Origin of the sequence: Bradyrhizobium sp. BRP20, from assembly GCF_020194215.1 — a bacterium.
Lineage (GTDB): Bacteria > Pseudomonadota > Alphaproteobacteria > Rhizobiales > Xanthobacteraceae > Bradyrhizobium > Bradyrhizobium yuanmingense.
In genome coordinates this window covers 12,671-33,685 of the sequence record NZ_JADYVY010000024.1, presented here as the reverse complement: position 1 = coordinate 33,685, position 21,015 = coordinate 12,671, and the positions used below count along the sequence as shown (strand labels likewise).

The 21,015-nt window shown below is 65.0% G+C and carries 20 protein-coding genes and 1 pseudogene; 13 read left to right on the top strand and 8 right to left on the bottom strand.

What is annotated here, in order from left to right:
• Positions 1 to 8 precede the first annotated feature (8 nt).
• A pseudogene (locus I6F33_RS38415) lies at positions 9 to 269 on the bottom strand (ABC transporter substrate-binding protein); the annotation flags it as partial.
• A 72-nt stretch (positions 270 to 341) separates the two neighbouring features.
• Between I6F33_RS38415 and I6F33_RS34080 the strand changes: the two are divergent.
• Positions 342 to 497 (top strand): hypothetical protein, encoded by a 156-nt coding sequence (locus I6F33_RS34080; RefSeq protein WP_225129865.1) that lies wholly within the window; start codon positions 342 to 344, stop codon positions 495 to 497.
• 8 nt (positions 498 to 505) lie between these two features.
• Here the strand turns inward: I6F33_RS34080 and I6F33_RS34075 are convergent, their stop codons facing one another.
• A complete protein-coding gene (locus I6F33_RS34075) occupies positions 506 to 1,465 on the bottom strand; it encodes a fatty acid desaturase (RefSeq protein WP_225145432.1) in 960 nt (319 codons plus the stop codon).
• A 277-nt stretch (positions 1,466 to 1,742) separates the two neighbouring features.
• On the bottom strand, positions 1,743 to 2,696 hold the full coding sequence (locus I6F33_RS34070) for a LysR family transcriptional regulator (RefSeq protein ID WP_225129861.1): 954 nt from the start codon (positions 2,694 to 2,696) through the stop codon (positions 1,743 to 1,745).
• A 98-nt stretch (positions 2,697 to 2,794) separates the two neighbouring features.
• Here I6F33_RS34070 and I6F33_RS34065 point away from each other — a divergent pair, with 98 nt between their 5' ends.
• The 7 genes from I6F33_RS34065 (at position 2,795) to recQ (ending at position 12,327) form a co-directional block, all read left to right on the top strand.
• Positions 2,795 to 3,976 (top strand): MFS transporter, encoded by a 1,182-nt coding sequence (locus I6F33_RS34065; protein WP_225145431.1) that lies wholly within the window; start codon positions 2,795 to 2,797, stop codon positions 3,974 to 3,976.
• A 10-nt stretch (positions 3,977 to 3,986) separates the two neighbouring features.
• Positions 3,987 to 5,021: an aldo/keto reductase gene (locus tag I6F33_RS34060; protein WP_225145430.1), complete on the top strand. Its 1,035-nt coding sequence runs from the start codon at positions 3,987 to 3,989 to the stop codon at positions 5,019 to 5,021.
• A gap of 123 nt (positions 5,022 to 5,144) precedes the next feature.
• Positions 5,145 to 6,704, top strand: coding sequence for an amidase family protein (locus I6F33_RS34055; RefSeq protein WP_225145429.1), 1,560 nt, complete (start codon positions 5,145 to 5,147; stop codon positions 6,702 to 6,704).
• 353 nt (positions 6,705 to 7,057) lie between these two features.
• A complete protein-coding gene (locus I6F33_RS34050) occupies positions 7,058 to 8,359 on the top strand; it encodes an O-acetylhomoserine aminocarboxypropyltransferase/cysteine synthase family protein (RefSeq protein ID WP_225145428.1) in 1,302 nt (433 codons plus the stop codon).
• Between the two features lie 12 nt (positions 8,360 to 8,371).
• Positions 8,372 to 9,370 (top strand): homoserine O-succinyltransferase, encoded by a 999-nt coding sequence (locus I6F33_RS34045; protein ID WP_109141758.1) that lies wholly within the window; start codon positions 8,372 to 8,374, stop codon positions 9,368 to 9,370.
• A 106-nt stretch (positions 9,371 to 9,476) separates the two neighbouring features.
• Positions 9,477 to 10,220 carry a polysaccharide deacetylase family protein gene (locus I6F33_RS34040; protein ID WP_346657225.1) on the top strand — a complete coding sequence of 248 codons (744 nt, stop codon included), beginning with the start codon at positions 9,477 to 9,479 and terminating at the stop codon, positions 10,218 to 10,220.
• Positions 10,221 to 10,461: 241 nt separating this feature from the next.
• Positions 10,462 to 12,327 carry a DNA helicase RecQ gene (recQ, locus tag I6F33_RS34035; protein ID WP_225145426.1) on the top strand — a complete coding sequence of 622 codons (1,866 nt, stop codon included), beginning with the start codon at positions 10,462 to 10,464 and terminating at the stop codon, positions 12,325 to 12,327.
• A 201-nt stretch (positions 12,328 to 12,528) separates the two neighbouring features.
• Here recQ and I6F33_RS34030 read toward each other — a convergent pair whose 3' ends face one another.
• Complete coding sequence (locus I6F33_RS34030) at positions 12,529 to 13,545, bottom strand: 1-aminocyclopropane-1-carboxylate deaminase (protein ID WP_225145425.1); 1,017 nt, start codon at positions 13,543 to 13,545, stop codon at positions 12,529 to 12,531.
• Positions 13,546 to 13,703: 158 nt separating this feature from the next.
• Between I6F33_RS34030 and I6F33_RS34025 the strand changes: the two genes are divergently transcribed.
• The 3 genes from I6F33_RS34025 (at position 13,704) to I6F33_RS34015 (ending at position 16,045) form a co-directional block, all read left to right on the top strand.
• Positions 13,704 to 14,168 (top strand): Lrp/AsnC family transcriptional regulator, encoded by a 465-nt coding sequence (locus I6F33_RS34025; protein WP_036014765.1) that lies wholly within the window; start codon positions 13,704 to 13,706, stop codon positions 14,166 to 14,168.
• 44 nt (positions 14,169 to 14,212) lie between these two features.
• Entirely contained in the window at positions 14,213 to 15,376 is a 1,164-nt protein-coding gene (locus I6F33_RS34020) for a PLP-dependent cysteine synthase family protein (protein WP_225145424.1), read from the top strand.
• A gap of 108 nt (positions 15,377 to 15,484) precedes the next feature.
• Positions 15,485 to 16,045, top strand: a complete 561-nt coding sequence (locus tag I6F33_RS34015; protein ID WP_225145423.1) for a carboxymuconolactone decarboxylase family protein — start codon at positions 15,485 to 15,487, stop codon at positions 16,043 to 16,045.
• Here I6F33_RS34015 and I6F33_RS34010 read toward each other — a convergent pair.
• A complete protein-coding gene (locus I6F33_RS34010; protein ID WP_036026185.1) occupies positions 16,042 to 16,905 on the bottom strand; it encodes a hypothetical protein in 864 nt (287 codons plus the stop codon). The two genes, I6F33_RS34015 and I6F33_RS34010, sit on opposite strands and share 4 nt — an antisense overlap.
• 210 nt (positions 16,906 to 17,115) lie before the next feature.
• On the opposite strand from I6F33_RS34010, the gene I6F33_RS34005 reads away from it, so the two are divergent.
• Complete coding sequence (locus tag I6F33_RS34005) at positions 17,116 to 17,364, top strand: hypothetical protein (protein ID WP_036026186.1); 249 nt, start codon at positions 17,116 to 17,118, stop codon at positions 17,362 to 17,364.
• A 9-nt stretch (positions 17,365 to 17,373) separates the two neighbouring features.
• Here the strand turns inward: I6F33_RS34005 and I6F33_RS34000 are convergent, their stop codons facing one another.
• On the bottom strand, positions 17,374 to 18,309 hold the full coding sequence (locus I6F33_RS34000; protein ID WP_225137172.1) for an alpha/beta hydrolase: 936 nt from the start codon (positions 18,307 to 18,309) through the stop codon (positions 17,374 to 17,376).
• A 220-nt stretch (positions 18,310 to 18,529) separates the two neighbouring features.
• On the opposite strand from I6F33_RS34000, the gene I6F33_RS33995 reads away from it, so the two are divergent.
• Entirely contained in the window at positions 18,530 to 19,417 is an 888-nt protein-coding gene (locus I6F33_RS33995; RefSeq protein WP_225145422.1) for a branched-chain amino acid aminotransferase, read from the top strand.
• A 104-nt stretch (positions 19,418 to 19,521) separates the two neighbouring features.
• Here I6F33_RS33995 and I6F33_RS33990 read toward each other — a convergent pair whose 3' ends face one another.
• Together I6F33_RS33990 and phaR are read right to left on the bottom strand one after the other, a co-directional pair.
• A complete protein-coding gene (locus I6F33_RS33990) occupies positions 19,522 to 20,043 on the bottom strand; it encodes a trans-aconitate 2-methyltransferase (protein ID WP_225145421.1) in 522 nt (173 codons plus the stop codon).
• A 137-nt stretch (positions 20,044 to 20,180) separates the two neighbouring features.
• Positions 20,181 to 20,771, bottom strand: coding sequence for a polyhydroxyalkanoate synthesis repressor PhaR (phaR, locus tag I6F33_RS33985; RefSeq protein ID WP_036014750.1), 591 nt, complete (start codon positions 20,769 to 20,771; stop codon positions 20,181 to 20,183).
• Between the last annotated feature and the right edge of the window lie 244 nt (positions 20,772 to 21,015).

Sequence of the window (21,015 nt, the reverse complement as noted above, 5' to 3'; positions counted from 1 at the left end):
TCGGCTGTTGTCGCGAAATCCGCCCCTCCCCCAAGCACCGTATCGAGGCACTGCTTCCCGCTGGTGAAGTTGGAGACCGAGATGTCGAGCCCATGCTTGGCGAAAAGGCCCTTCGCATGGGCAACGATCGCCAGTCCCGAGATCGGCCCAAGATTCTGGGCGAGCCGCGCCTTCAGCAATTCCTCGGCCGTCGCGCGCTCGGACGGCGCAAACAGGAAGGACGCAGATAGCACGAACACGGCGAAGCGAAGAGCAGTTGTTGATCGCATGCCAAACCCCTGTGATGCCGGCGATCGGAGGTGATCGACCTTGACGACAGGATCGTCTGAAGATCGAAGATCATGAAGCAATTAATCGACAAGGCCCCGCTGTCCACTTTTGCGCAGGCAAAACAGCTTCCAACCGCGGTCGGGGCGATAAATTCATCAAGCTGCTCACGCCTTGGGCGCAGCATGGCCTGCAGCAACGGCACTCTGCTGACTTTCGCCAAGCCCTGACCCCCGATTCAATCAGAACCGATCGGGCGTTCGGTACCGTTGCGTGCGCGGCGAAACCAGGCCCACGTCTGCCGCGTCACTGCGATGTAGCCCGGGCCCCGATAGACGATCCGATCGGCGACGATCCGGTTCAGTTTCGGCAGCGCATGGAAAGGAATCGAAGGATAGGCATGGTGTTCGACATGATAGGGCATGTTCCATGCGAACCAGCGCACGAACCTGGCGGTATAGGTGGTGCGGGTGTTCTGGAAGGCGCTGCGCGTGCGATCGCAGCCGGTGTGTTCGGCAAGCAGATACGGACGCAGAAACAATTGACCGACGATCACGGGGACCACCCAGATCCACAACAGGATCAAGGTGTGTAACGCGATCGATGCCAGCAACAGCGCGACGTAGCCTGCCAGATGGAGACGCGCTTCTGTCACGACAATGTGGCGTTTGCCTTCGGGAATCCAGGGTGACGTGGCGTTGCCGGTCAACGCATGGCGAAGCATCAGCCCCACCCGGAAGGCAACCTGCCGCAAGCCGCTGTAGACGATCATCAGTTGCGCGTCCGAGGTCGGGATCGGAACCGACAGCAGCTCCGGATCCCTCTTTGGATCCTGCGTATACCGATGATGATCCCAGTGGAATAAGCAGTAATATTCGTAAGGCAAGCCGACCGCGAACGAGGAGATATGACCGAAGGCGAGATTAAGCGCCCGGCTGCGAAATGCCGTCTTGTGGGCGGTCTCGTGGACCACCATGAACAGGAATGCGACAAAGTAGCCTTGGACGACCACCAGCGGCAACGCCCAGACGATTCCGTATTGCGATGAGACCAGCCAGATCAGCGCGCCGACAACGACGATCACGCCGTAGTGGCTGGCCGCGCGGATCAGACCCTGCCAATCGGACCGCACCGACAATTCGCGCAGCATGGCTGGAGTCAGCGGCTTCTCTCCGGTGGCAGTGATGGCATTGCTCATGATCGTGGTCGCCTCTTTTTCGGAATCGCACGCTTGACCGTGCTCGTGAGGACGCTGGAATTGGCCAAGCACAGGCCGACCCTAGGAAGCGCGGCCGCAATGCAGAAGCAATTTATTTCGCCGGCGTTGGCTCGCCCGGCATCCCTGGACTGACACTCTCCTCGCCAGCCTTCGCAAACGACGTTTGCGCAAGGCTGGCGCGCCGGAGCCCGCAGGGCGAAGGTGGACTCGGCAAGCCTGCCGGGGGCAAGCTTCTCCTGCGCCCTCCGCCGCCGCTTCACCCCACCAGCTTCCACTTCCCATCCCCGGTCCGCTTCAACGCGGGGTCGCTCACCCGCACGTGCTCGGCGAGGAAATCGATGAACGCGCGCACGCGTGCCGGGAGTGGGGCGGTATGGCCGACATAGACGGCGTGGATGTCTTCGCGGTCGCCGGGATTGTAGCCTTGCAGCACCGGCACGAGGCGGCCAGATTCGATGTCGGGACCGATGTGGAAGAGCGCGAGGCGCGCGAGACCGACACTGCCGAGGCAGAGGCGGCGGGCGGCTTCGCCGTCGCTGGCGCGCGCGACCGGCGGGGGCAGGGCCTCCTCGGCGTGGTCGCCACGCCTGAACGGCCAGCCGCGGATGCTGCGTGGAAAGGTCCAGCCGATGCCGCGGTGGTCGGCGAGGTCGGCCGGAATCTTGGGCGTGCCGCAACGGGCGAGATAATCCGGCGCGCCGACCACGACCATGCGGCTGGTGCCGAGCTTTCGCGCGATCAGACGCGAGGCGCGCAGCGGACCGACGCGGATGGCGACGTCCGCGCGCTCCTGCATCAGGTCGATCACCGTATCGGTCAGCACGAGATCGAGCGTGACGTCGGGATGCTGCGCCAGAAACCGCGGGATCAACGGCATCACATGCAGCATGCCGAAGGGGATGTTGCAATTGACCGTGAGGCGGCCGCGCGGCGCCGCGCCCGAGGCCGCCTCGCGCTCGGCCTCCTCCATCTCGGCGAGGATGCGCAACGATCGCTCGTAGAAGGCTTGGCCTTCCGCTGTCAGCGTCAGCTTGCGCGTGGTGCGGTTGACGAGCCGCGCGCCGAGGCGCGCCTCCAGACGCGAGATCAGCTTACTGACGCCCGATGGCGTCAGACGCAGCTTTCGCGCGGCCTGGGTGAAGCCGCCGAGGTCCACGACGCGGACGAAGACCTCCATCTCGGCCGAGCGGTTGGTATCGAAACGGGCCATGTTGAATTCACGTCACAAATGATTGGATTGCGGACATTCTAATGGTTTGGCGGCAGCGCCGCTATCTGCGTGGCTCGTCTCATCCCTTGGAGCAACGCATGCCTCCTGCCGTTCTAGCTCTCACCGCCGGTGCCTTCGGCATCGGCACCACCGAATTCATCATCATGGGCTTGCTGCTGCAGGTCGCCGCCGACATGCACGTCTCGGTGCCGGTCGCGGGCCTGCTGATATCAGGCTATGCGCTCGGCGTGTTCGTCGGCGCGCCGGTGCTGACGCTGGCGACGCGGCGGATGCCGCGGAAAACCGTGCTGCTGGCGTTGATGGCGATCTTCACGCTCGGCAATGCGGCTTGCGCGCTCGCACCCACCTACGAATTGCTGATGGCCGCGCGGGTGCTGACCTCCCTCGCCCACGGCACGTTCTTCGGCGTCGGCTCGGTGGTGGCCACCAGCCTCGTCGCCGAGGACAAGCGTGCGTCTGCGATCGCCACCATGTTCATCGGCCTGACGGTCGCGACGCTCCTGGGCGTGCCCTTCGGTGCCTGGCTCGGCCTGATGCTCGGCTGGCGCGCGGCGTTCTGGGCGGTGACTGTCATCGGCGTGATCGCGTTTGCGGTCGTCGCCGCGCTCGTCCCCGGCCATGTTGGCAATGGCGACAAGCCAATCTCGCTTGCCGAGGAAGTGGCTGTGCTCGGCCGTCCGCAGGTGCTGCTCGGCCTTGCCATGACCGTGTTCGGCTTCGCCGGACTGTTCGTCGTCTTCACCTATATCCAGCCGATCCTGACGCGCTTCACCGGCTTTTCGGAGGCTGCCGTCTCGCCGATCCTGCTGGTGTTCGGCGTCGGCCTTGGGATCGGCAATATCGCCGGCGGCAAGCTTGCGGACCGCGGCCTCGCACGGGCCTTGACCGGCACGCTTGCCGCGCTTGCGATCGTGCTGCTCGGCCTGGCGGCCGTGCTGTCGATCAAGATCCTGTCCGTCGCGCTGATCCTGCTACTCGGCACCGCCGCCTTCGCGACCGTCGCGCCGCTTCAGCTTCGCGTGCTGGAAGCCGCAGGTCCCAGCGGCCGGACGCTCGCCTCCAGCCTCAACATCGCCGCGTTCAATCTCGGCAACGCGCTCGGCGCCTGGGTAGGCGGCGTCACCATCGACCGCGGGCTCGGCCTTTCGGCGCTGCCGCTGGTCGCGGCCGGCATCACCGCCATTGGCCTCGTTCTGGCGCTGTGGAGTCTCCGGCTCGATCCCGCGCCGGCAACCGTCGCGGCGTGCCCGGCGGAATAGGAGAGCGATCATGGAATACCGCAATCTCGGCGCTTCCGGGCTCAAAGTCCCCGTCCTCAGCTTCGGCACCGGCACGTTCGGCGGCCAGGGTCCGTTGTTTTCCGCCTGGGGCCGCAGCGGCATCGATGAAGCCCGCAGGCTCGTCGATATCTGCCTCGATGCCGGCGTCAATCTGTTCGACAGCGCCGATGTCTATTCGAACGGCGCCTCCGAGGAGATCCTCGGTGCCGCGATCAAGGGGCGCCGCGACAAGGTGCTGATCTCGACCAAGATGAGCCTGCCGATGGGCGACGGTCCGCTCGATGCCGGCTCGTCGCGGCAGCGGCTGCTTGCCTCGGTCGATGCGGCGCTAGGACGGCTCGGCACTGACCATATCGATCTGCTTCAGCTCCACGCCTTCGACGCGTTCACGCCGATCGAGGAGGTGCTGTCCACGCTCGATATGCTCGTGCGCGCCGGTAAGCTGCGCTATGTCGGCGTCTCGAATTTCGCCGGCTGGCAGCTGATGAAGTCGCTCGCGATCGCGGACCGGCATGGCTGGCCGCGCTATGTCGCGCACCAGGTCTATTACTCCCTGCTGGGGCGCGACTATGAATGGGAACTGATGCCGCTCGCGCGCGATCAGGGCGTCGGCGCTCTGGTCTGGAGCCCACTGGGCTGGGGCAGGCTCACCGGAAAGATCCGGCGCGGCCAGCCGCTGCCGCAAGGAAGCCGCCTGCATGCCACCGCACAGTTCGGTCCGCCCGTGGACGATGCGCGCCTCTACGCCGTCGTTGACGTGCTCGATGCGATTGCTGTGGAGGCCGCTCGGACCGTGCCGCAGGTCGCGATTGCCTGGCTGCTGTCGCGTCCCACGGTCTCCTCCGTGATCATCGGGGCGCGCGACGAAGCGCAGCTGCGCGACAATCTCGGTGCCGTCGGCTGGTCGCTGAGCGCGGACCAGATCAAGCGGCTCGATGAAGTCAGCGCGGTGATGCCGCCTTATCCGTACTATCCCTATCGCATCCAGGAGGGCTTTGCGCGGCTCAATCCACCCTTGGTGTAGGAGCTCGCTCATAGAAGGCTGCGATTGCGACAGAGCGTCGCGACAATGCGCCATGCAGAATCGCGCCTGTACAGGGTCCCGCGTCGTCCCTAACCTCCGCCGCGCAATTTTAGGAGATGCGGCGTGGCGAAGAAGACGGCGACCAAGAAGAAAAGTGTGTTGAAGACGACGGCGAAGGCTTCGAAGAAGGGCTCCGGCCGCAAGAGCGCCGTGGCCAAGCCGGCCGGAAAGGCCGCTGCCGGCAAATCGGCGAAGCCGCGGCGCCCGAACGGGCCGGCCTGGCAATGGTCGGCGGTCGAGACCGCGGCTGCGATCCGCTCCGGCGCCATCTCCGCGGTCGAGGCGGTGGAAACGCATCTCGAACGGATGCGCACCGTCAATCCGAAGCTGAATGCGGTCGTCGTCGATCTCTCGGAGGAAGCACTCAAAGCGGCGCACGCGGCCGACAAGCAGCGCGCCAAAGGCGGCGAGCTCGGTCTCCTGCACGGTGTGCCGATTACGATCAAGGAAAATGTCGACTACGAGGGCCGGCCGAATTTCAACGGCGTGCCCGCCAACAAGGACCTCATTGCACCATCGGATGCGCCCGTGGTGCGCAACCTGAAGAAATCAGGCGCGATCGTCATCGGTCTCACCAACACGCCCGAATTCTCCTTTCGCGGCTTCACCGACAATCCCCTGCACGGGCTGACGCTCAACCCCTGGGATCCCGACATCACCTGCGGCGGCTCCTCCGGGGGCGCGGGCTCGGCGGTCGCTGCGGGCATCGGCACTATCGCCCACGGCAACGACATCGGCGGCTCGCTGCGCTGGCCGGCGCATTGCAACGGCGTTGCCACCATCAAGCCGACGCAGGGCCGCATCCCCGCCTTCAACGGAAGCGCAACGTCGGAGCGGCCTATGCTGGCGCATCTGATGTCGGCGCAGGGGCCGCTCGCGCGCCATGTCGCCGACGTGCGCCTCGCTTTGGAGGTGATGAGCCAGCGCGATCCGCGCGATCCCTGGTGGGTGCCCGCGCCGCTGGTCGGCGAGCGGCCGAAGCGGCCGATCAAGGTTGCACTGGCAAAGATCCCCGAGGACATGGACGTCGATCCCTCTGTCGCCGCGGCGCTGCGCCAGGCTGCCGATCATCTCGAGCGGTCCGGCTATCGCGTCAGCGAGGTCGAGGTACCCGACATCAACGGGGTCTGGCAGACCTGGTGCGACATCATCACCAACGAGACCGTGATGATGCAGGAGGCCGCCATGCTGAAGGTCACATCCGAGGATTTTCACAAGTCCTGGGGCGGCATGAAGGCCAAGGCCAACGTGCTCGATCTCAAGGGCTGGATGCAGGCGACCGCCGCGCGCAACGGCCACATCCGCGCCTGGCAATTGTTCTTCGAGGAGTATCCGGTGGTGCTGGCGCCGACCACGGTGAAGCCGACGCCGGGCCCGCGCGAGGACACCATCAGCTCCGAGCGCGTGCGCGAGATCTTCTGGGGCGAGATCCGCTTCATCTCCGCCATCAACGTGCTGGGCCTGCCCGGCGCGGTGGTGCCGGTGGCGCTGCATGACGGCAAGCCGATCGGCGTGCAATTGATTGCCGGCCGCTATCGCGAGGATCTCGCCCTCGATGCCGCAGCCGCCATCGAGAAACGCGTCGGCGTGCTCACGCACCGGCTGTGGGAAAGAATGGCGTAGCGGCGGGTAATTTCACCCTCTCCCCTTGTGGGAGAGGGTGGCTCGCCGCAGAGCGGCGAGACGGGTGAGGGGTATCCCTCCACGAGTTCGCGTGTGGATAGACACCCCACATCCGGCGCTTCGCGCCACCTTCTCCCACAAGGGGAGAAGGAGCGCCACGGCGAGAGCGCGTTCGTTAATCCGCTTTAACCCGGATTTCAGCCAATCCGCGAGCAAGCATTAGGGTTACTTCCTCGATCTCTAAGCGAATTATTGTCCGCTTTACCACCCGCCTCTAACAGAGGAGCGGCGGACAACGCACATGCCTCATTCTAGGCCAATAAGTGCGGCCCGCTCCACGCGGAGGTGGCACGATGCGCAACGAGACGATCGCTATTCACGCCGGCTACGAGCCTGAAGCCACCACGCACGCAGTGGCCGTGCCGATCTACCAGACCGCGGCCTACGCCTTCGACAGCGCCGATCATGGCGCCGCCCTGTTCAATCTGGAGACCGAAGGCTTTCGTTACAGCCGCATCGCCAATCCGACCAGCGCAGTGCTGGAGAAACGCATCGCCCAGCTCGAAGGCGGCGTCGGCGCGCTCGCGGTCGCGACCGGGCAGGCAGCGCTGCATTTCGCCTTCGTCAATGTCGCCGATCACGGCGGCAACATCGTCTCCGTGCCGCAGCTCTACGGCACCACGCATACGCTGCTCTCCCACATCCTGCCGCGCCAGGGCATCACCGGCCGTTTCGCCGAGAGCGACAAGCCCGAGGCGGTCGAGAAGCTGATCGACGAGAACACCCGTGCGGTGTTCGCCGAGACCATCGGCAATCCCGCCGGCAATGTCTGCGACATCGAGGCGCTGGCGAAGGTCGCGCACGCGCATGGCGTGCCGCTGATCGTCGACAACACCGTTGCAACCCCGATCCTCTTCAAGCCGTTCGACTACGGCGCCGACATCGCGGTGCATTCGCTGACCAAGTTCTTGGGCGGTCACGGCACCACGCTCGGCGGCGCCATCGTCGATTCCGGAAACTTTCCCTGGGCCGAGCACGCCGATCGCTTCCCGGCCTACAACAAGCCCGACGCCTCCTATCACGGCCTGGTCTATGCCGAGCGCTTCGGCAAGACCGCCTATATCGAGCGCGCGCGCAGCGTCTATCAGCGCACCATGGGCTCGGTGCTGTCGCCGTTCAACGCCTTCCTGCTGCTTCAGGGCATCGAGACCGTGGCGCTGCGCATGGAGCGCCATGTCGAGAACGCCCGCAAGGTCGCCGAATTCCTGCGCGGCGATCCGCGCGTGGCCTGGGTCAATTACACCGGCTTCCCGGACAGCCCCTATTATCCCCTGGTGCAGAAGTACCTGAACGGCAACGCCTCCTCGCTGTTCACCTTCGGCATCAAGGGCGGCATGGAGGCCGGCAAGACGTTTTACGATGCGCTGAAGCTGATCACGCGGCTCGTCAATATCGGCGATGCCAAGTCGCTCGCCTGCCATCCGGCATCGACCACCCATCGCCAGATGTCGGCGGAGCAGCAGCGCGCCGCCGGCGTGCTGCCGGAGACGATCCGTCTGTCGATCGGCATCGAGCATGTCTCTGATATCATCGAGGACATCGACCAGGCGCTGGAAAATGCCTGCCCGTCGGCGCGCCGCGAGGCCGCGGAGTAGGCGGCGCCGGCCATGACGATCTTGATCGACAAGGATCAGGTCATCGCGGGCCCGACGCTGGTGCCGGCCGCGCACGATCTCGCGCGCGATGCTGGCGCCGAGCTCACCATCGGCCTCGTCAACAACATGCCGGATGCCGCGTTGAAGGCGACCGAGCGGCAGTTCATGAAGCTGCTTCAGGCCGCGGCGGGCTCGCGCCGTATCCGCTTCCACTGCTTCTCGCTTCCCAGCGTGAAGCGGTCGCCGGAAGCGAAATGGCATGTCGAGAGCGAGTATTCCAACCTTTCCGATCTCGAGCGCGGCAAGTTCGATGGGCTGATCGTGACGGGCGCAGAGCCGATCGCGCCCGAGCTCGACGGGGAGCCGTACTGGCGCGACCTCACCAACCTGATCGACTGGGCCAAGGCCAACACGCGTTCGACGATCTGGTCGTGCCTTGCCGCGCATGCCGCGGTGCTGCATCTCGACAATATTGAACGGCGGCGGCTGCCGGCCAAATGTCACGGCATTTTCGATTGCGAGATCGCCGCAGACGATTCGCTGACCCGCGCTGCGTCTGCGCCGCTCAAGGTCTCGCATTCACGTCTGAACGAGATCGCCGAGAGCGACCTCGTGCACGCCGGTTATCAGGTGCTGACACGCTCACAGGAGGCTGGCGTCGACGTCTTCGTTCGCCAATATGCCAGCCGCTTCGTGTTCTTCCAGGGTCACCCCGAATATGACGCGCTGTCGCTGCAGCGCGAATATCTGCGTGACATCGGCCGCTATCTCGCGCGGGAGCGGGAGACCTATCCGCGCCTGCCGGTGAGTTATTTTGACGCAGCGACTGAAGAGAAGCTGGCTCGGTTCGAGAAGAAGGCGGCGCACCAGCGCCATCCGGCGCTCAGCAACGAGCTGCCCGCGCTGAACCTGCGCGCCGATATCGGCGCTGGCGACGCGGCGGCGGTGCTCTTCCGCAATTGGTTGCGTTATCTCGGCGCGGACGCCGACGCGTCGATGTCGGTGCGCTAGCCGAAGCGCTCTTGGTTCGGCGTTAGGATTACCCGGGCGTTAGGCTTGTCTCGACCTGCGCACGAATGTTTCAGTAGAGCAAGAAGGCATCACAGGAAACGCAGTCGTGTGGTCGGCACTCCAGGGACGCGTGAGCAATCGGTTGGCCCGGCATTTCCGCGCCGCGCCGCACCGGCTGGCCGCGCATGCGGCGATGGTGAGCTTCACGTTCGACGATGCCCCCGATAGCGCCGCGGGCGAGGGCGCCGAGCTACTGGAGCGGCATGGCGGCCGCGGCACCTATTACCTCGCCGGCAGCCTGATCGGTCGGCCGTCGGAGCATTGGCACGGCCTCTCGGATGATGCGATCGTCCGGCTTCACCGCGCCGGGCACGAGATCGCCTGCCACACCTTCTCGCATCAGAGCTCGGCGACGCTCGACGAAGCCGCCATGGCGCGCGAGATCGAACGAAACCGCAGCCATCTCCGCGGCATCGATGGCTCGATCACGCTGGAGAATTTCGCCTATCCCTATGGCATCGCCTCGGTGTGGCGCAAGCCGCAGCTGACAAAGGCCTTCCGTTCCGCGCGCGGCATTCTTCCCGGCGTCAACAGCGGCGTCATCGACCTCCAATTCCTGCGCGCCTCGCCCTTGGTCGATTGCGAGATCGACGAGGCCGGGGTCGATCGCTATTTCGACGAGGCGGTCGCGAGTGGCGGCTGGCTGATCTTCTACGGCCACGACGTCAGCGACAGGCCGAGCCCCTATGGCTGCACGCCGCATTTGATGCGTCATGCGCTCCAAGCCGCCGCCAAGCGCAACATGCCGATCGTGACCGTCGCAGAAGCGCTGCGACGGATCGGGGCGTAGCCTCTTCTTCCCTTCTCCCCTTGTGGGAGAAGGTGGCGCGAAGCGCCGGATGAGGGGTATGTCTCCACAAGCTCATATCTGCGTTCGCGGGTAGAACCCCTCACCCACCTCGCTTCGCGAGGCACCCTCTCCCACAAGGGGAGAGGGAAGAGTCGTGCCTCGCCTCCAAACAGTCTTGCCACAGCCACACCAGCATGCGACTGGCCTTGTGACGAATCCCACGGCCTGATCTGCTCCGCCCATGTCCGCTCCCTCCAACGCCCCACTGCCTGCGCCGGCCAACGGCCGCGACGCGCTGTCGGTGCTGCATTCGGTGTTCGGCCTGCCGGGATTCCGCGGCGCGCAGGGCGAGATCGTCCGCCATGTCACCGACGGCGGCAATTGCCTGGTCTTGATGCCGACCGGCGGCGGCAAGTCGCTGTGCTATCAGCTTCCATCCTTGCTGCGCGAAGGCTGCGGCATCGTGGTCTCGCCGTTGATCGCCTTGATGCGCGACCAGGTCGCCGGCCTGATCGAGGCCGGTGTCAATGCCGCCGCGCTGAACTCGTCGCTGACGCCGCAGGAGGCGTCCGACATCGAACGCCGCCTGCTCGCCGGCGATCTCGACCTGCTCTATGTCGCGCCGGAACGGCTGGTCACGCCGCGCTGCCTGTCGCTGCTGGCGCAGGCGAAAGTGGCGCTGTTCGCGATCGACGAGGCGCATTGCGTCTCGCAATGGGGCCACGATTTCCGGCCCGAATATGTCGGCCTTTCCGTCATCGCCGAGCGCTTTCCCAACGTGCCGCGGATCGCGCTGACCGCGACCGCCGACGAGCTGACGCGCAAGGAGATCGTCGCGTGGCTTCAGCTGACGGGCGCGCCGCAGTTCGTCTCCAGCTTCGACCGGCCCAACATCCGCTATGAGATCGTCGACAAGCGCAATGCGGTGTCGCAGCTGAAAGAATTCATCCGGGAGCGCCACATGGGCGATGCCGGCGTGGTCTATTGCCTGTCGCGCAACCGCGTCGAGGAGGTCGCCGCCGCGCTTGCCGAGGCCGGCATTGCGGCGCTGCCCTACCACGCCGGGCTCGACGGGGCGGTGCGGTCGCGCAACCAGGATCGCTTCCTCAACGAGGACGGCATCGTCATCGTCGCGACCATCGCCTTCGGCATGGGCATCGACAAGCCCGACGTGCGCTTCGTCGCCCATCTCGACCTGCCCAAGAGCATCGAGGCCTATTACCAGGAGACCGGACGCGCCGGCCGTGACGGCAAGCCGTCGGCGGCGTGGATGACCTACGGCCTCTCCGACATCGTGCAGCAGCGCCGCATGATCGACGAATCGGCCGGATCGGAGGATTTCAAGCGGGTCTCGATCGGCAAGCTCGATGCGCTGGTCGGCCTCGCCGAGACGCCGCATTGCCGACGCCGGCGCCTGCTCGCCTATTTCGGCGAGATCGTGATGGGCGAGAACTGCGGCAATTGCGACAATTGCCTGACGCCGCCGAAGATGCGCGACGGCAAGGTGCTGGCGCAGAAGCTGCTGTCCTGCGTCTATCGCACCGAGCAGCGTTTCGGCGCCATGCATTTGATCGACGTGCTGGTCGGACGACTGACCGAGAAGGTCACACAGTTCGGTCACGACAAGCTGTCGGTGTTCGGCATTGGCCGCGAGCTCAACGAGAAGCAGTGGCGCACGGTGCTGCGGCAATTGGTGGCGACGGGCCATTTGCGCAGCGACAGCGAAGCCTACGGCGCGCTCAAGCTGACGGAGTCTTCGCGCGGCGTGCTGCGCGGCGAGACCGAGGTCTGGCTGCGCGAGGAGGCGCCCGGCACGCGGGTTCGCGCCAGCCGGGCCACGTCACGCCGCGGTGACCTCGCGCCCGCGGCGAGCGCGCCGCAAGGCGACGTCGATCCCGAATTGCGCGCGCGCCTGCGCGCCTGGCGGTCAGAGGTCGCGCGCGAACGCGGCGTGCCGGCCTATGTGGTGTTGCACGATGCCACCATCGACGGCATCGTCCGGGCCTGGCCGACCACGCTGGACGAGCTGCGCAACGTGCCGGGGATCGGCGACAAGAAGCTCGAGCACTACGGCGACGAGCTGCTGCAGATCGTGAGGACGAGGTAGGGCGAGCCAAAAACTCCCCTGTCATCCCGGACAAGCGAAGCGCAGATCCGGGATCCATAACCACAGGCCGGTGTGATGACGGCAGGCTGGCAACTGCCAGTCCTCGCAAAACGATTGCTGCGGCGTATGGGTCCCGGGCTCGCGACTTCGTCGCGCCCCGGGACGACAGTGATGCATGACGCGCGAGCGCTACGCTCTCACTCACCCATTCCTGAACGCATACGCATACCCGTTCAGCGCCGGCGCGCCGCCGAGATGGGCGTAGAGGATCTTCGCGCCCTTCTCGAAATAGCCCTTCTGGGCGAGATCGATCAGGCCCTGCATCGACTTGCCCTCGTAGACGGGGTCGGTGATCATACCTTCGAGGCGCGCGGTGAGGCGGATCGCCTCCTTGGTCTCCTCCGATGGCACGCCATAGGCGGGATAGGCGTAGTCCTCGATCAGCACGACGTCGTCAGTGACGAGGTCCTTGCCGAGCTCGACGAGCTTTGCCGTGTTCTGCGCGATCTCGAGCACCTGGGCCTTGGTCTGGGCGGGCGTGAAGGAGGCATCGATGCCGATCACCTTTCGCGCACGGCCGTCCGCCGCAAACCCGACCAGCATGCCGGCATGGGTAGAGCCGGTGACGGTGCAGACGACGATGTAGTCGAACTTGAAGCCGAGCTCGGCTTCCTGCTTGCGCACCTCCTCGGCAAAGCCGACATAGCCAAGGCCGCCGAACTTATGCACGGAGGCACCGGCGGGAATAGCGTAGGGCTTGCCGCCCGCGGCCTTCACTTCCTCGATCGCCTGCTCCCAGCTCTTGCGGATGCCGATATCGAAGCCGTCGTCGACCAGGCGCACGTCGGCGCCCATGATGCGCGAGAGCATGATGTTGCCGACGCGATCATAGACTGCGTCTTCGTGCGGCACCCAGGCTTCCTGCACCAGGCGGCATTTCATGCCGAGCTTGGCCGCGACGGCCGCGATCATGCGGGTGTGGTTGGATTGCACGCCGCCGATCGAGACCAGCGTATCGGCATTGGAGGCGATCGCATCGGGGATAATGTATTCGAGCTTGCGCAGCTTGTTGCCGCCATAGGCGAGGCCGGAATTGCAGTCCTCGCGCTTGGCATAGACCTCGACTTGGCCGCCGAGATGTTTTGACAAGCGCTCCAGCTTCTCGATGGGCGTCGGGCCGAAGGTCAAAGGATAGCGCGGAAATTTGTCCAGCTTCATGGGTCATCTCGATTGGCGTTGGTGTTGGCGGCTCCCTAGCATCACGTCGGGAAAATGTGCTCTCGAATATTGCGGCCATGTTGCACGGCTTCTTGCGAAAGTTGTGATAATTGCTAACATTCCTTCCAGAACAGCACCTATTTTCGGAAGTTTCTTTCATGGCTGCCCGACTCGACCGCACCGACCTCAAGATATTGAGATTGCTTCAGAATAACGGTCGGCTCAGCAACGCCGAGCTGGCCGAAACGGTCGCGATCAGCCCCGCCACCTGCCACCGTCGCACCCAGCGCCTGTTCGAGGACGGCTTCATCGCCACTGTCCGCGCCATGGTCGCGCCGAAGAAGGTGGCCAAGGGCACGCTGGTGATGGTCGGCGTCGTGCTCGACCGCTCGACGCCAGAGAGCTTTGCCACCTTCGAGCAGGCCGTTGCAAAGCTGAAGTTCGTGCTCGACTGCCACCTCGTCGCCGGCGATTTCGATTACTTCCTCAAGATCCGCGTCGGCGACATGGAGGATTTCAATCGCATCCACGGCGAGCAGCTGATCGCGCTCCCCGGCGTGCGCCAGACCCGGACCTTCTTCGTGATGAAGGAAGTCGTCGACAACGCGCCGCTGGAATTTTAGGCGCAGCTATTGATGCGCTATCCGCATCATGAGAGATTCGCCCGATGCAGACATTCCCCTTCCGCCAGCACAATCCGGCCGGGCCGGCCTATCGGCGCGGCTGGGTCGACGAGGCCGTGGCCGCGATCGAGGCCGACCAGTGCCGCACCGCCGACACGCATCTGATCCGGCTGATCGTGCCGGCGCTATCGGGCATCGACATCTATCTGAAGGATGAGTCCACGCATCCGACCGGCAGCCTGAAGCATCGCCTCGCGCGCTCGCTGTTCCTCTATGCGCTCTGCAACGGCCACATCCGCGAAGGCACGCCCGTGGTCGAGGCCTCGTCGGGATCAACCGCGGTGTCGGAGGCCTATTTCGCTGAGATGATCGGCGTGCCCTTCTACGCCGTGATGCCGCGCACGACCTCGGCGGAGAAGATCGCCGCGATCGAGCATTATGGCGGCAATTGCCATTTGATCGACGACGGCCGCGCGCTCTATGCGGAAGCCGCGGCACTCGCCGCCCGGCTGGACGGCCACTACATGGATCAGTTCACCTTTGCCGAGCGGGCCACCGACTGGCGCGGCAACAACAACATCGCCGAGTCCATCTTCACGCAGTTGCAGGGCGAGCCGCGGCCGATTCCGGACTGGATCGTGATGGGCGCCGGCACCGGCGGCACGTCGGCCACCATCGGACGTTATCTGCGGTATCGGCAATATCCGACCCGGCTGTGCGTCGCCGATGTCGAGCATTCCGCGTTCTTCGATTGCTTCCGCACGCTGGATCGCTCCCGTGTTTGCGACCGCCCGTCGCTGATCGAGGGCGTCGGTCGCCCCCGCTGCGAGCCGTCCTTCGTGCCCGGCGTGGTCGATCGCATGATGAAGATCCCGGATGCGGCAACGGTCGCGGCGATGAACGTGCTGTCGCGACGGCTGCGCCGTGCGGTCGGCGGCTCCACCGGCACCAACTTCCTGGCGCTGTGCCGGCTCGCCTCGGAGATGCGCCAGGCGAGCGTCACGGGATTGTTGGTGACGCTGATCTGCGATTCCGGCGAGCGCTACCGGCAGACCTATTACGAGCCCGCTTGGCTCGCCGCGCGCGGCCTCGATCCGGCGCCGTTCGAGGCGGCGCTGTCGTCGTTCCTCGCCACAGGTGAGCCACTGGCGCTGGACGTCGACGACGTGGTCAATCCTCAAAGCCTGCAAAACCCCACGGCGTCATAGCGAGATCTGCCTGGCATTTGCGAAATCGCACGGTCGTCACGGCAACTTCACTTGCCTTGCGCAGGCATGCAGGTGACGGTTGCGTCTTCTCAACGAGGAGACCCTACCGTGCGCCTTCCCATTCTCGATCCGAAAGAGCTAACCGACGAACAGAAGCCGCTCTATGACGACATGCGGGCCGGCATGAAGGACCACTTCAAGGGTTTTGTGAACATGCGCGAGGACGGCGCGCTGCTCGGGCCCTGGAATCCCTGGATTCGCGAGCCGCGCTTCGGCAAGCCGGTGTGGGAGCTGGTCAAGGCGATTGCGTCGAACCCGCTGCTGCCCGCGGCCGTACGCGAGGTCGCGATCCTCGTCACCGGCTCGCATTTCCGCTCCGGTTACGAGCTCTACGCTCATGTGCTGGTGGCCGAGCAGCGTGGCCTCTCCGACGAGAAGCTCGCGACCATCGTTGCCGGCCAGCGGCCGGTGGACCTCACCAAGCAGGAAGCCGTCGCCTACGACATGGCTTCGGCACTGGTCAGCGGCGGCGTGCTGCCGGAGCTGACTTGGCGTGCGGCGGTGAAGGAATTCGGCGAGCACGGCGCGGCCGAGCTGTCCTATCTCGTCGGCGTCTACTGCATGGTCTCGGTCACGCTCAACACCTTCGACGTGCCGGTGCCTGCCTAGTTGCGCACGGCGTAGAGCGGTGTGCGCAACGTGACCTGATAGGACGGCTTCGGCATCCAGGCGATCTGCGCGGTGATGCCGAACAGGCGGTTGTCGTTGTCGTCCATGCGATCGAGGTCGAGCCGCAGGACCGGCTGGGTGAAGGATTCCGCGAGCGTCCGGCCCGCGAGCAGCGCGCCGCCGAACGACTGCATGCCGAGGCGCCCGGTGAACTTCCAGTTGCTCGGCCATTGATAGTAGCCGCCGGCATAGAGGATCGTGTTCGGCCGGATCGTGGCGAACGGGCTGGCGATGGTGACGGTGGTGTATTGCAGGCCGGCGAGCCAGCCCCGTGTCTCGTCCTCGTCGACCGCGTAGTCGAATTCCACGATGTTGTTGAAGGAATTCGTCATGCCCTGCTCGTTGGGCACCGACTGCGTCAGGGTCGATTGCAGCGTGATGGTCGGGATCTTCCCGCCATTCTGCTGGTAGAGATCGGCCTGCACGCCGATGTTCCAGCTCGTGATGTCGAAGGACGACCAGCCGCCGCCGATATCCGTCGTCGTGCCGGATACGCCGCCGTAGAGCGAAACGCGGTCGCTGACGTCGACGGTCAGCGGCAGGTCGATCGCAATCGATTTCGCGGCCGGCAGTCCATTCGGCAGCGACGTGCCTCGTTGCGCCGCCAGGGCTTGGAATGCGGCTGACAGAGAGGTGTTGCCGAAGCCGAGCGCGAGCGTGCCAGCGGGGATCGTCGCATAGATGGTGCGGAGATCGAGATAGATGTTCGGGACCGCCGGCTTTTCCTCCTCATCGTCGGCAGCGAAGGCGCCGCCGGCGGGGACCGCCAGACACAGGAGTCCCGCTGCGGCAGCGCGCAACGCACGACGGGATTGGCTGCGAAAAGGCACGTGACGATCCGACGCGTGGCGATCTGAAGGTGGAACCGTTGTTAGATGGAACGTGATCGCTCGCTTGGTCAAGCGCTATCCGCAAGCGATGGACGGCGCGGATGTGCGCGGTTACCCTGGCGTGATCGCACTGACACACTCGCCCGCCACAGTGCAGGCCGAAGAATGGAGGAGACAGCCATGAACACGTCACGCCGCATCCTGCTCACCGGTCTGGCGGGGCTTGCCGTTACTCCCGGTGCTGCGGTGGCTGCTGCACCCACAGCCGAGCCCGGCAAGGCGACGGTTGCGGAGGAACGTTTCGCGCGCACGATTGCGGCGGCGCATGCGCCCGACAGCACCTGCGCATGGCAGGCGGAGCATTATGCGGAAGCGCACTGGCCGGAATATGTCGCGGCGGCGCGCGCGGTGATCGGCGCGCGCGTATGATTGACGCTGTCAGGTCTTCACCGCGCGCCGCACCTGTTCGCCGATTTGCGACAGCACGAGCTGTGCCTGCGGCAGGATTGCGCCCATGGCGTGGAAATTGTGAACCATGCCATCGTGGCAGACATGCTCGACCGCGACCCCCGCGGCGAGCAGCTTGCGGGCATAGGCATTGCCCTCGTCACGCATCGGGTCATATTCGGCGGTGTGGATGATTGCGGTCGGCAGGCCCGTGAGGCGTGTTGCGCGCAAGGGAGAGACGCGGGGATCGGCGGTATCGATGCCGTCAGGCAGATAATCGGAAAGATCGGCTTCGATCGTGGCGCGATCGATCAGATGGCCCTCGGCAAAGGCTTCGCGCGAAGGCGAGGTTTCCTCGAAATCCAGCACCGGGCAGATCAGGCACTGCGCGGCGATGGAGAGGCCAGCGGTCTGCGCCGCATTCTGGCACACGATCGCCGCGAGTGTGGCGCCGGCGGAATCGCCGCCGACCACAAGGCGGTCCGCGTCGATGCCGAGCGATGCCGCCTCGCGCGCCACCCATTCGGTGGCGGCGATCGCGTCGTCGACCGCGGCGGGGAATCTGTGCTCCGGCGCGAGCCGGTAATCGACCGACACGAGGCGGCAGCCGGTGGCATGCGCCAGCGCCGCGGCGATGCGCTCGTGCGTCGCAATGCTGCCGGCGACGAGCCCGCCGCCATGAAAGAACACGAAGCCCGGTGCGGGCGCTTCAGTGCCTGCCGGCGCGTACAGGCGATAGGGCAGCTCGCCGCCGGGACCGGGCAGCCTGCCGTCGGAGGTCGTCACATCCGGCGCCTCGGCCCGGGCGAACTGCATCAGCTTTGCCAGCGATTGCCGCCGCACCTCCACACTCGGGCGGCTCCGCGCCTGCGGCGCAGCCGCAGCCATCATGGTCAACAAACGCTTTGCGAGCGGATCCAGCGGCATGGATTCTTCCTTCTCCCCTTGTGGGAGAAGGTGGCGCGCAGCGCCGGATGAGGGGTTTTCTCCGCAGGTGAGTTCGCGGATGGATACCCCTCACCCGTCTCGCCGCTACGCGGCGAGCCACCCTCTCCCACAAGGGGAGAGGGTAACTCACCATTTCCTCGCAGCAAATCGTTTAGAAATTGGGACAATAGTGCCGGATCGTTCGAAAAGGAGGCCGGTCATGGCCGAGATCAAGAAGCCCATCGACTACTCGCCGAGCTGGACCTTCTTCGAGGGCAAATGGCACGAGGGCAACGTGCCGATCATGGGGCCGCGCACCCATGCGGCCTGGCTCGGCTCGATCGTGTTCGACGGCGCTCGCGCTTTCGAGGGCGTCGCACCGGATCTCGACCGTCACGTCGCCCGCGCCAATCAATCCGCGATCAGTTTCGGCCTGAAGCCGCTGGTCGATACCGACACTTGGCTGTCGCTCGCGAACGAAGGCATCGCGCGCTTTGCCGGAAATGCCGAGCTCTATATCCGTCCGATGTACTGGGCGCAGAACGGAAGCGGCGGCGGCGTGCTGTTCGACCGCGAGACCACCAATTGGTGCCTGTGCATCTACGAAGCGCCGATGCCAAAGCCCGTCGGCAACGCGATCACCTTGTCGCCGTTTCGTAGGCCAACGGCCGAATGCGCGCCGGTCGAAGCCAAGGCCGCCTGCCTCTACCCGAACAATTCGCGCGCACTCGCCGAAGCTGCGTCGCGCGGCTTCCAGAACGCGCTGATGCTCGACATGCTCGGCAACGTCGCCGAGTTCGGCAATTCCAACGTGTTCATGGCCAGGGATGGCGTGGTGTTCACGCCGGTGCCGAACGGCACCTTCCTCAACGGCATCACGCGCCAGCGCGTCATCAGCCTGCTTCGCGCCGACGGCGTCACCGTGGTCGAGAAGACGCTGCGCTACGCCGATTTCCTGACCGCCGACGAGATCTTTTCGACCGGCAATTTCGCCAAGGTCGCGCCCGTGATCCGCATCGACGAGCGCGAGCTGAAGCCGGGCCCGTTCTACGCCAAGGCGCGCAAGCTCTACTGGGACTTTGCGCATGCCGTGAAGATGGCGGCTTGATCCGGAGTCTCTGTCGTCATGCCCGGGCTTGTCCCGGGGATCCACGTTCTTCGCGTCGCGCGTCAAGACGTGGATGGCCGGGTCAAGCCCGGCCATGACGAGAACTATTTCTGCCGCCGAAACCGGCTGAACTGAAACGCCTGCGTCGAATGCCACGGCGTGTGGTGCGTCTCGCTGCGCGTCTCGACCAGTTTAAATTCCGGCCCGAGCTCCGCCGCAAGGCTCGCGCTGTCGTGGCGCTGCACCGGCAGGCCGCTGCATTTCTCGGGACCATCGGGTGCAAACGTCGCAATGATGACGTGGCCGCCAGGTCTGACCGCCGACCGCAGGCGCTCCACGTAAGCGACCCTGTCGCGCGGGTCAGTCAGGAAGTGAAACGCTGCGCGATCGTGCCAGACATCGTAGGTCCTGGTCGGACGCCACATCGTGGCATCGGCAACGATCCAGTCGACCGTCGAAGCGGCCGGACCGATGCGCTTCTTCGCCGCCGCGAGCGCATTGGCAGAAAGATCCAGCACGGCGATGTCGCGATAGCCGTCCTGCAACAGCGCATCGACCAGGCGCGATGCGCCGCCGCCGACATCGATGATGGTCGTGTCGCGATCGGAGCCGGCTGCGCGAATCATCGCGAGCGAGATCGCGGGGCTATCCTGATACCAGCTGACCTCGGCCTCGCCCTTGGTGGCGTAGACATGGTCCCAATGGTTGCTTCGGTCAGACGTGGCTCGCCCTCCCGCGTACAGGGGCCGGCGCGAACGAAAGACTATTCGTCCTTCTTCGACATCCGCTCGAGGCGCTCCTGCATTTCCTTCATCTGCTGGCGCAGCTCGTCGATGTTGCTGTCCTTCGGCGCCTCGGCATTCGCATCGGGCTCCGGCTCAGGGCTTGCCGCCGGACGGGGCGCAGCGAACGGCTTGAACATCGAGAAGGTCTGCTGGAACAGCTCCATGTTGCGGCGGACTTGCTCTTCCAACGGAGCAAAAGGAGTGCCGGACAGCGTATTGGCGATCTGCTTGCGGAACTTCTCCTGCTCCTGGGTCAGGGTTGCGATCGACTGCTCCAGATATTTCGGCACCACCATCTGCATGCTGTCGCCATAGAAGCGGATCAGCTGGCGAAGGAAGGTGGTCGGCAACAGGTTCTGGCCGGCCTTGTTCTCCTGCTCGAAGATGATCTGGGCGAGCACGGAGCGGGTGATGTCGTCGCCGGTCTTGGCGTCATAGACCAGGAAGTCTTCGCCGTCCTTGACCATCGCGGCGAGGTCTTCGAGCGTCACATAGGTGCTCGTTCCGGTGTTATAGAGCCGGCGGTTCGCGTATTTCTTGATTGTGGTGGGTTGGTCTGATTTCGCCATGGGCTCTCACTTGCAAACGCGGAGAACGGGAACCTGTCGGGCAATGCCGCAGGGCGGGAAGAGTACGCAACGCAACAAAATAAGCATTTTCAAAGGGCTCACGCTACCGTTTTGTGCGGCACGGTTAATTGCAGAGCAAAATCCTGCTTGCGAAAACGCCAAGAACGCTATTTTGAATGCGCTGCGGTATGAATTCGGTGCCCCGCCGATTGACATGCCTCAACGACGTTAACAGGATGGCTGA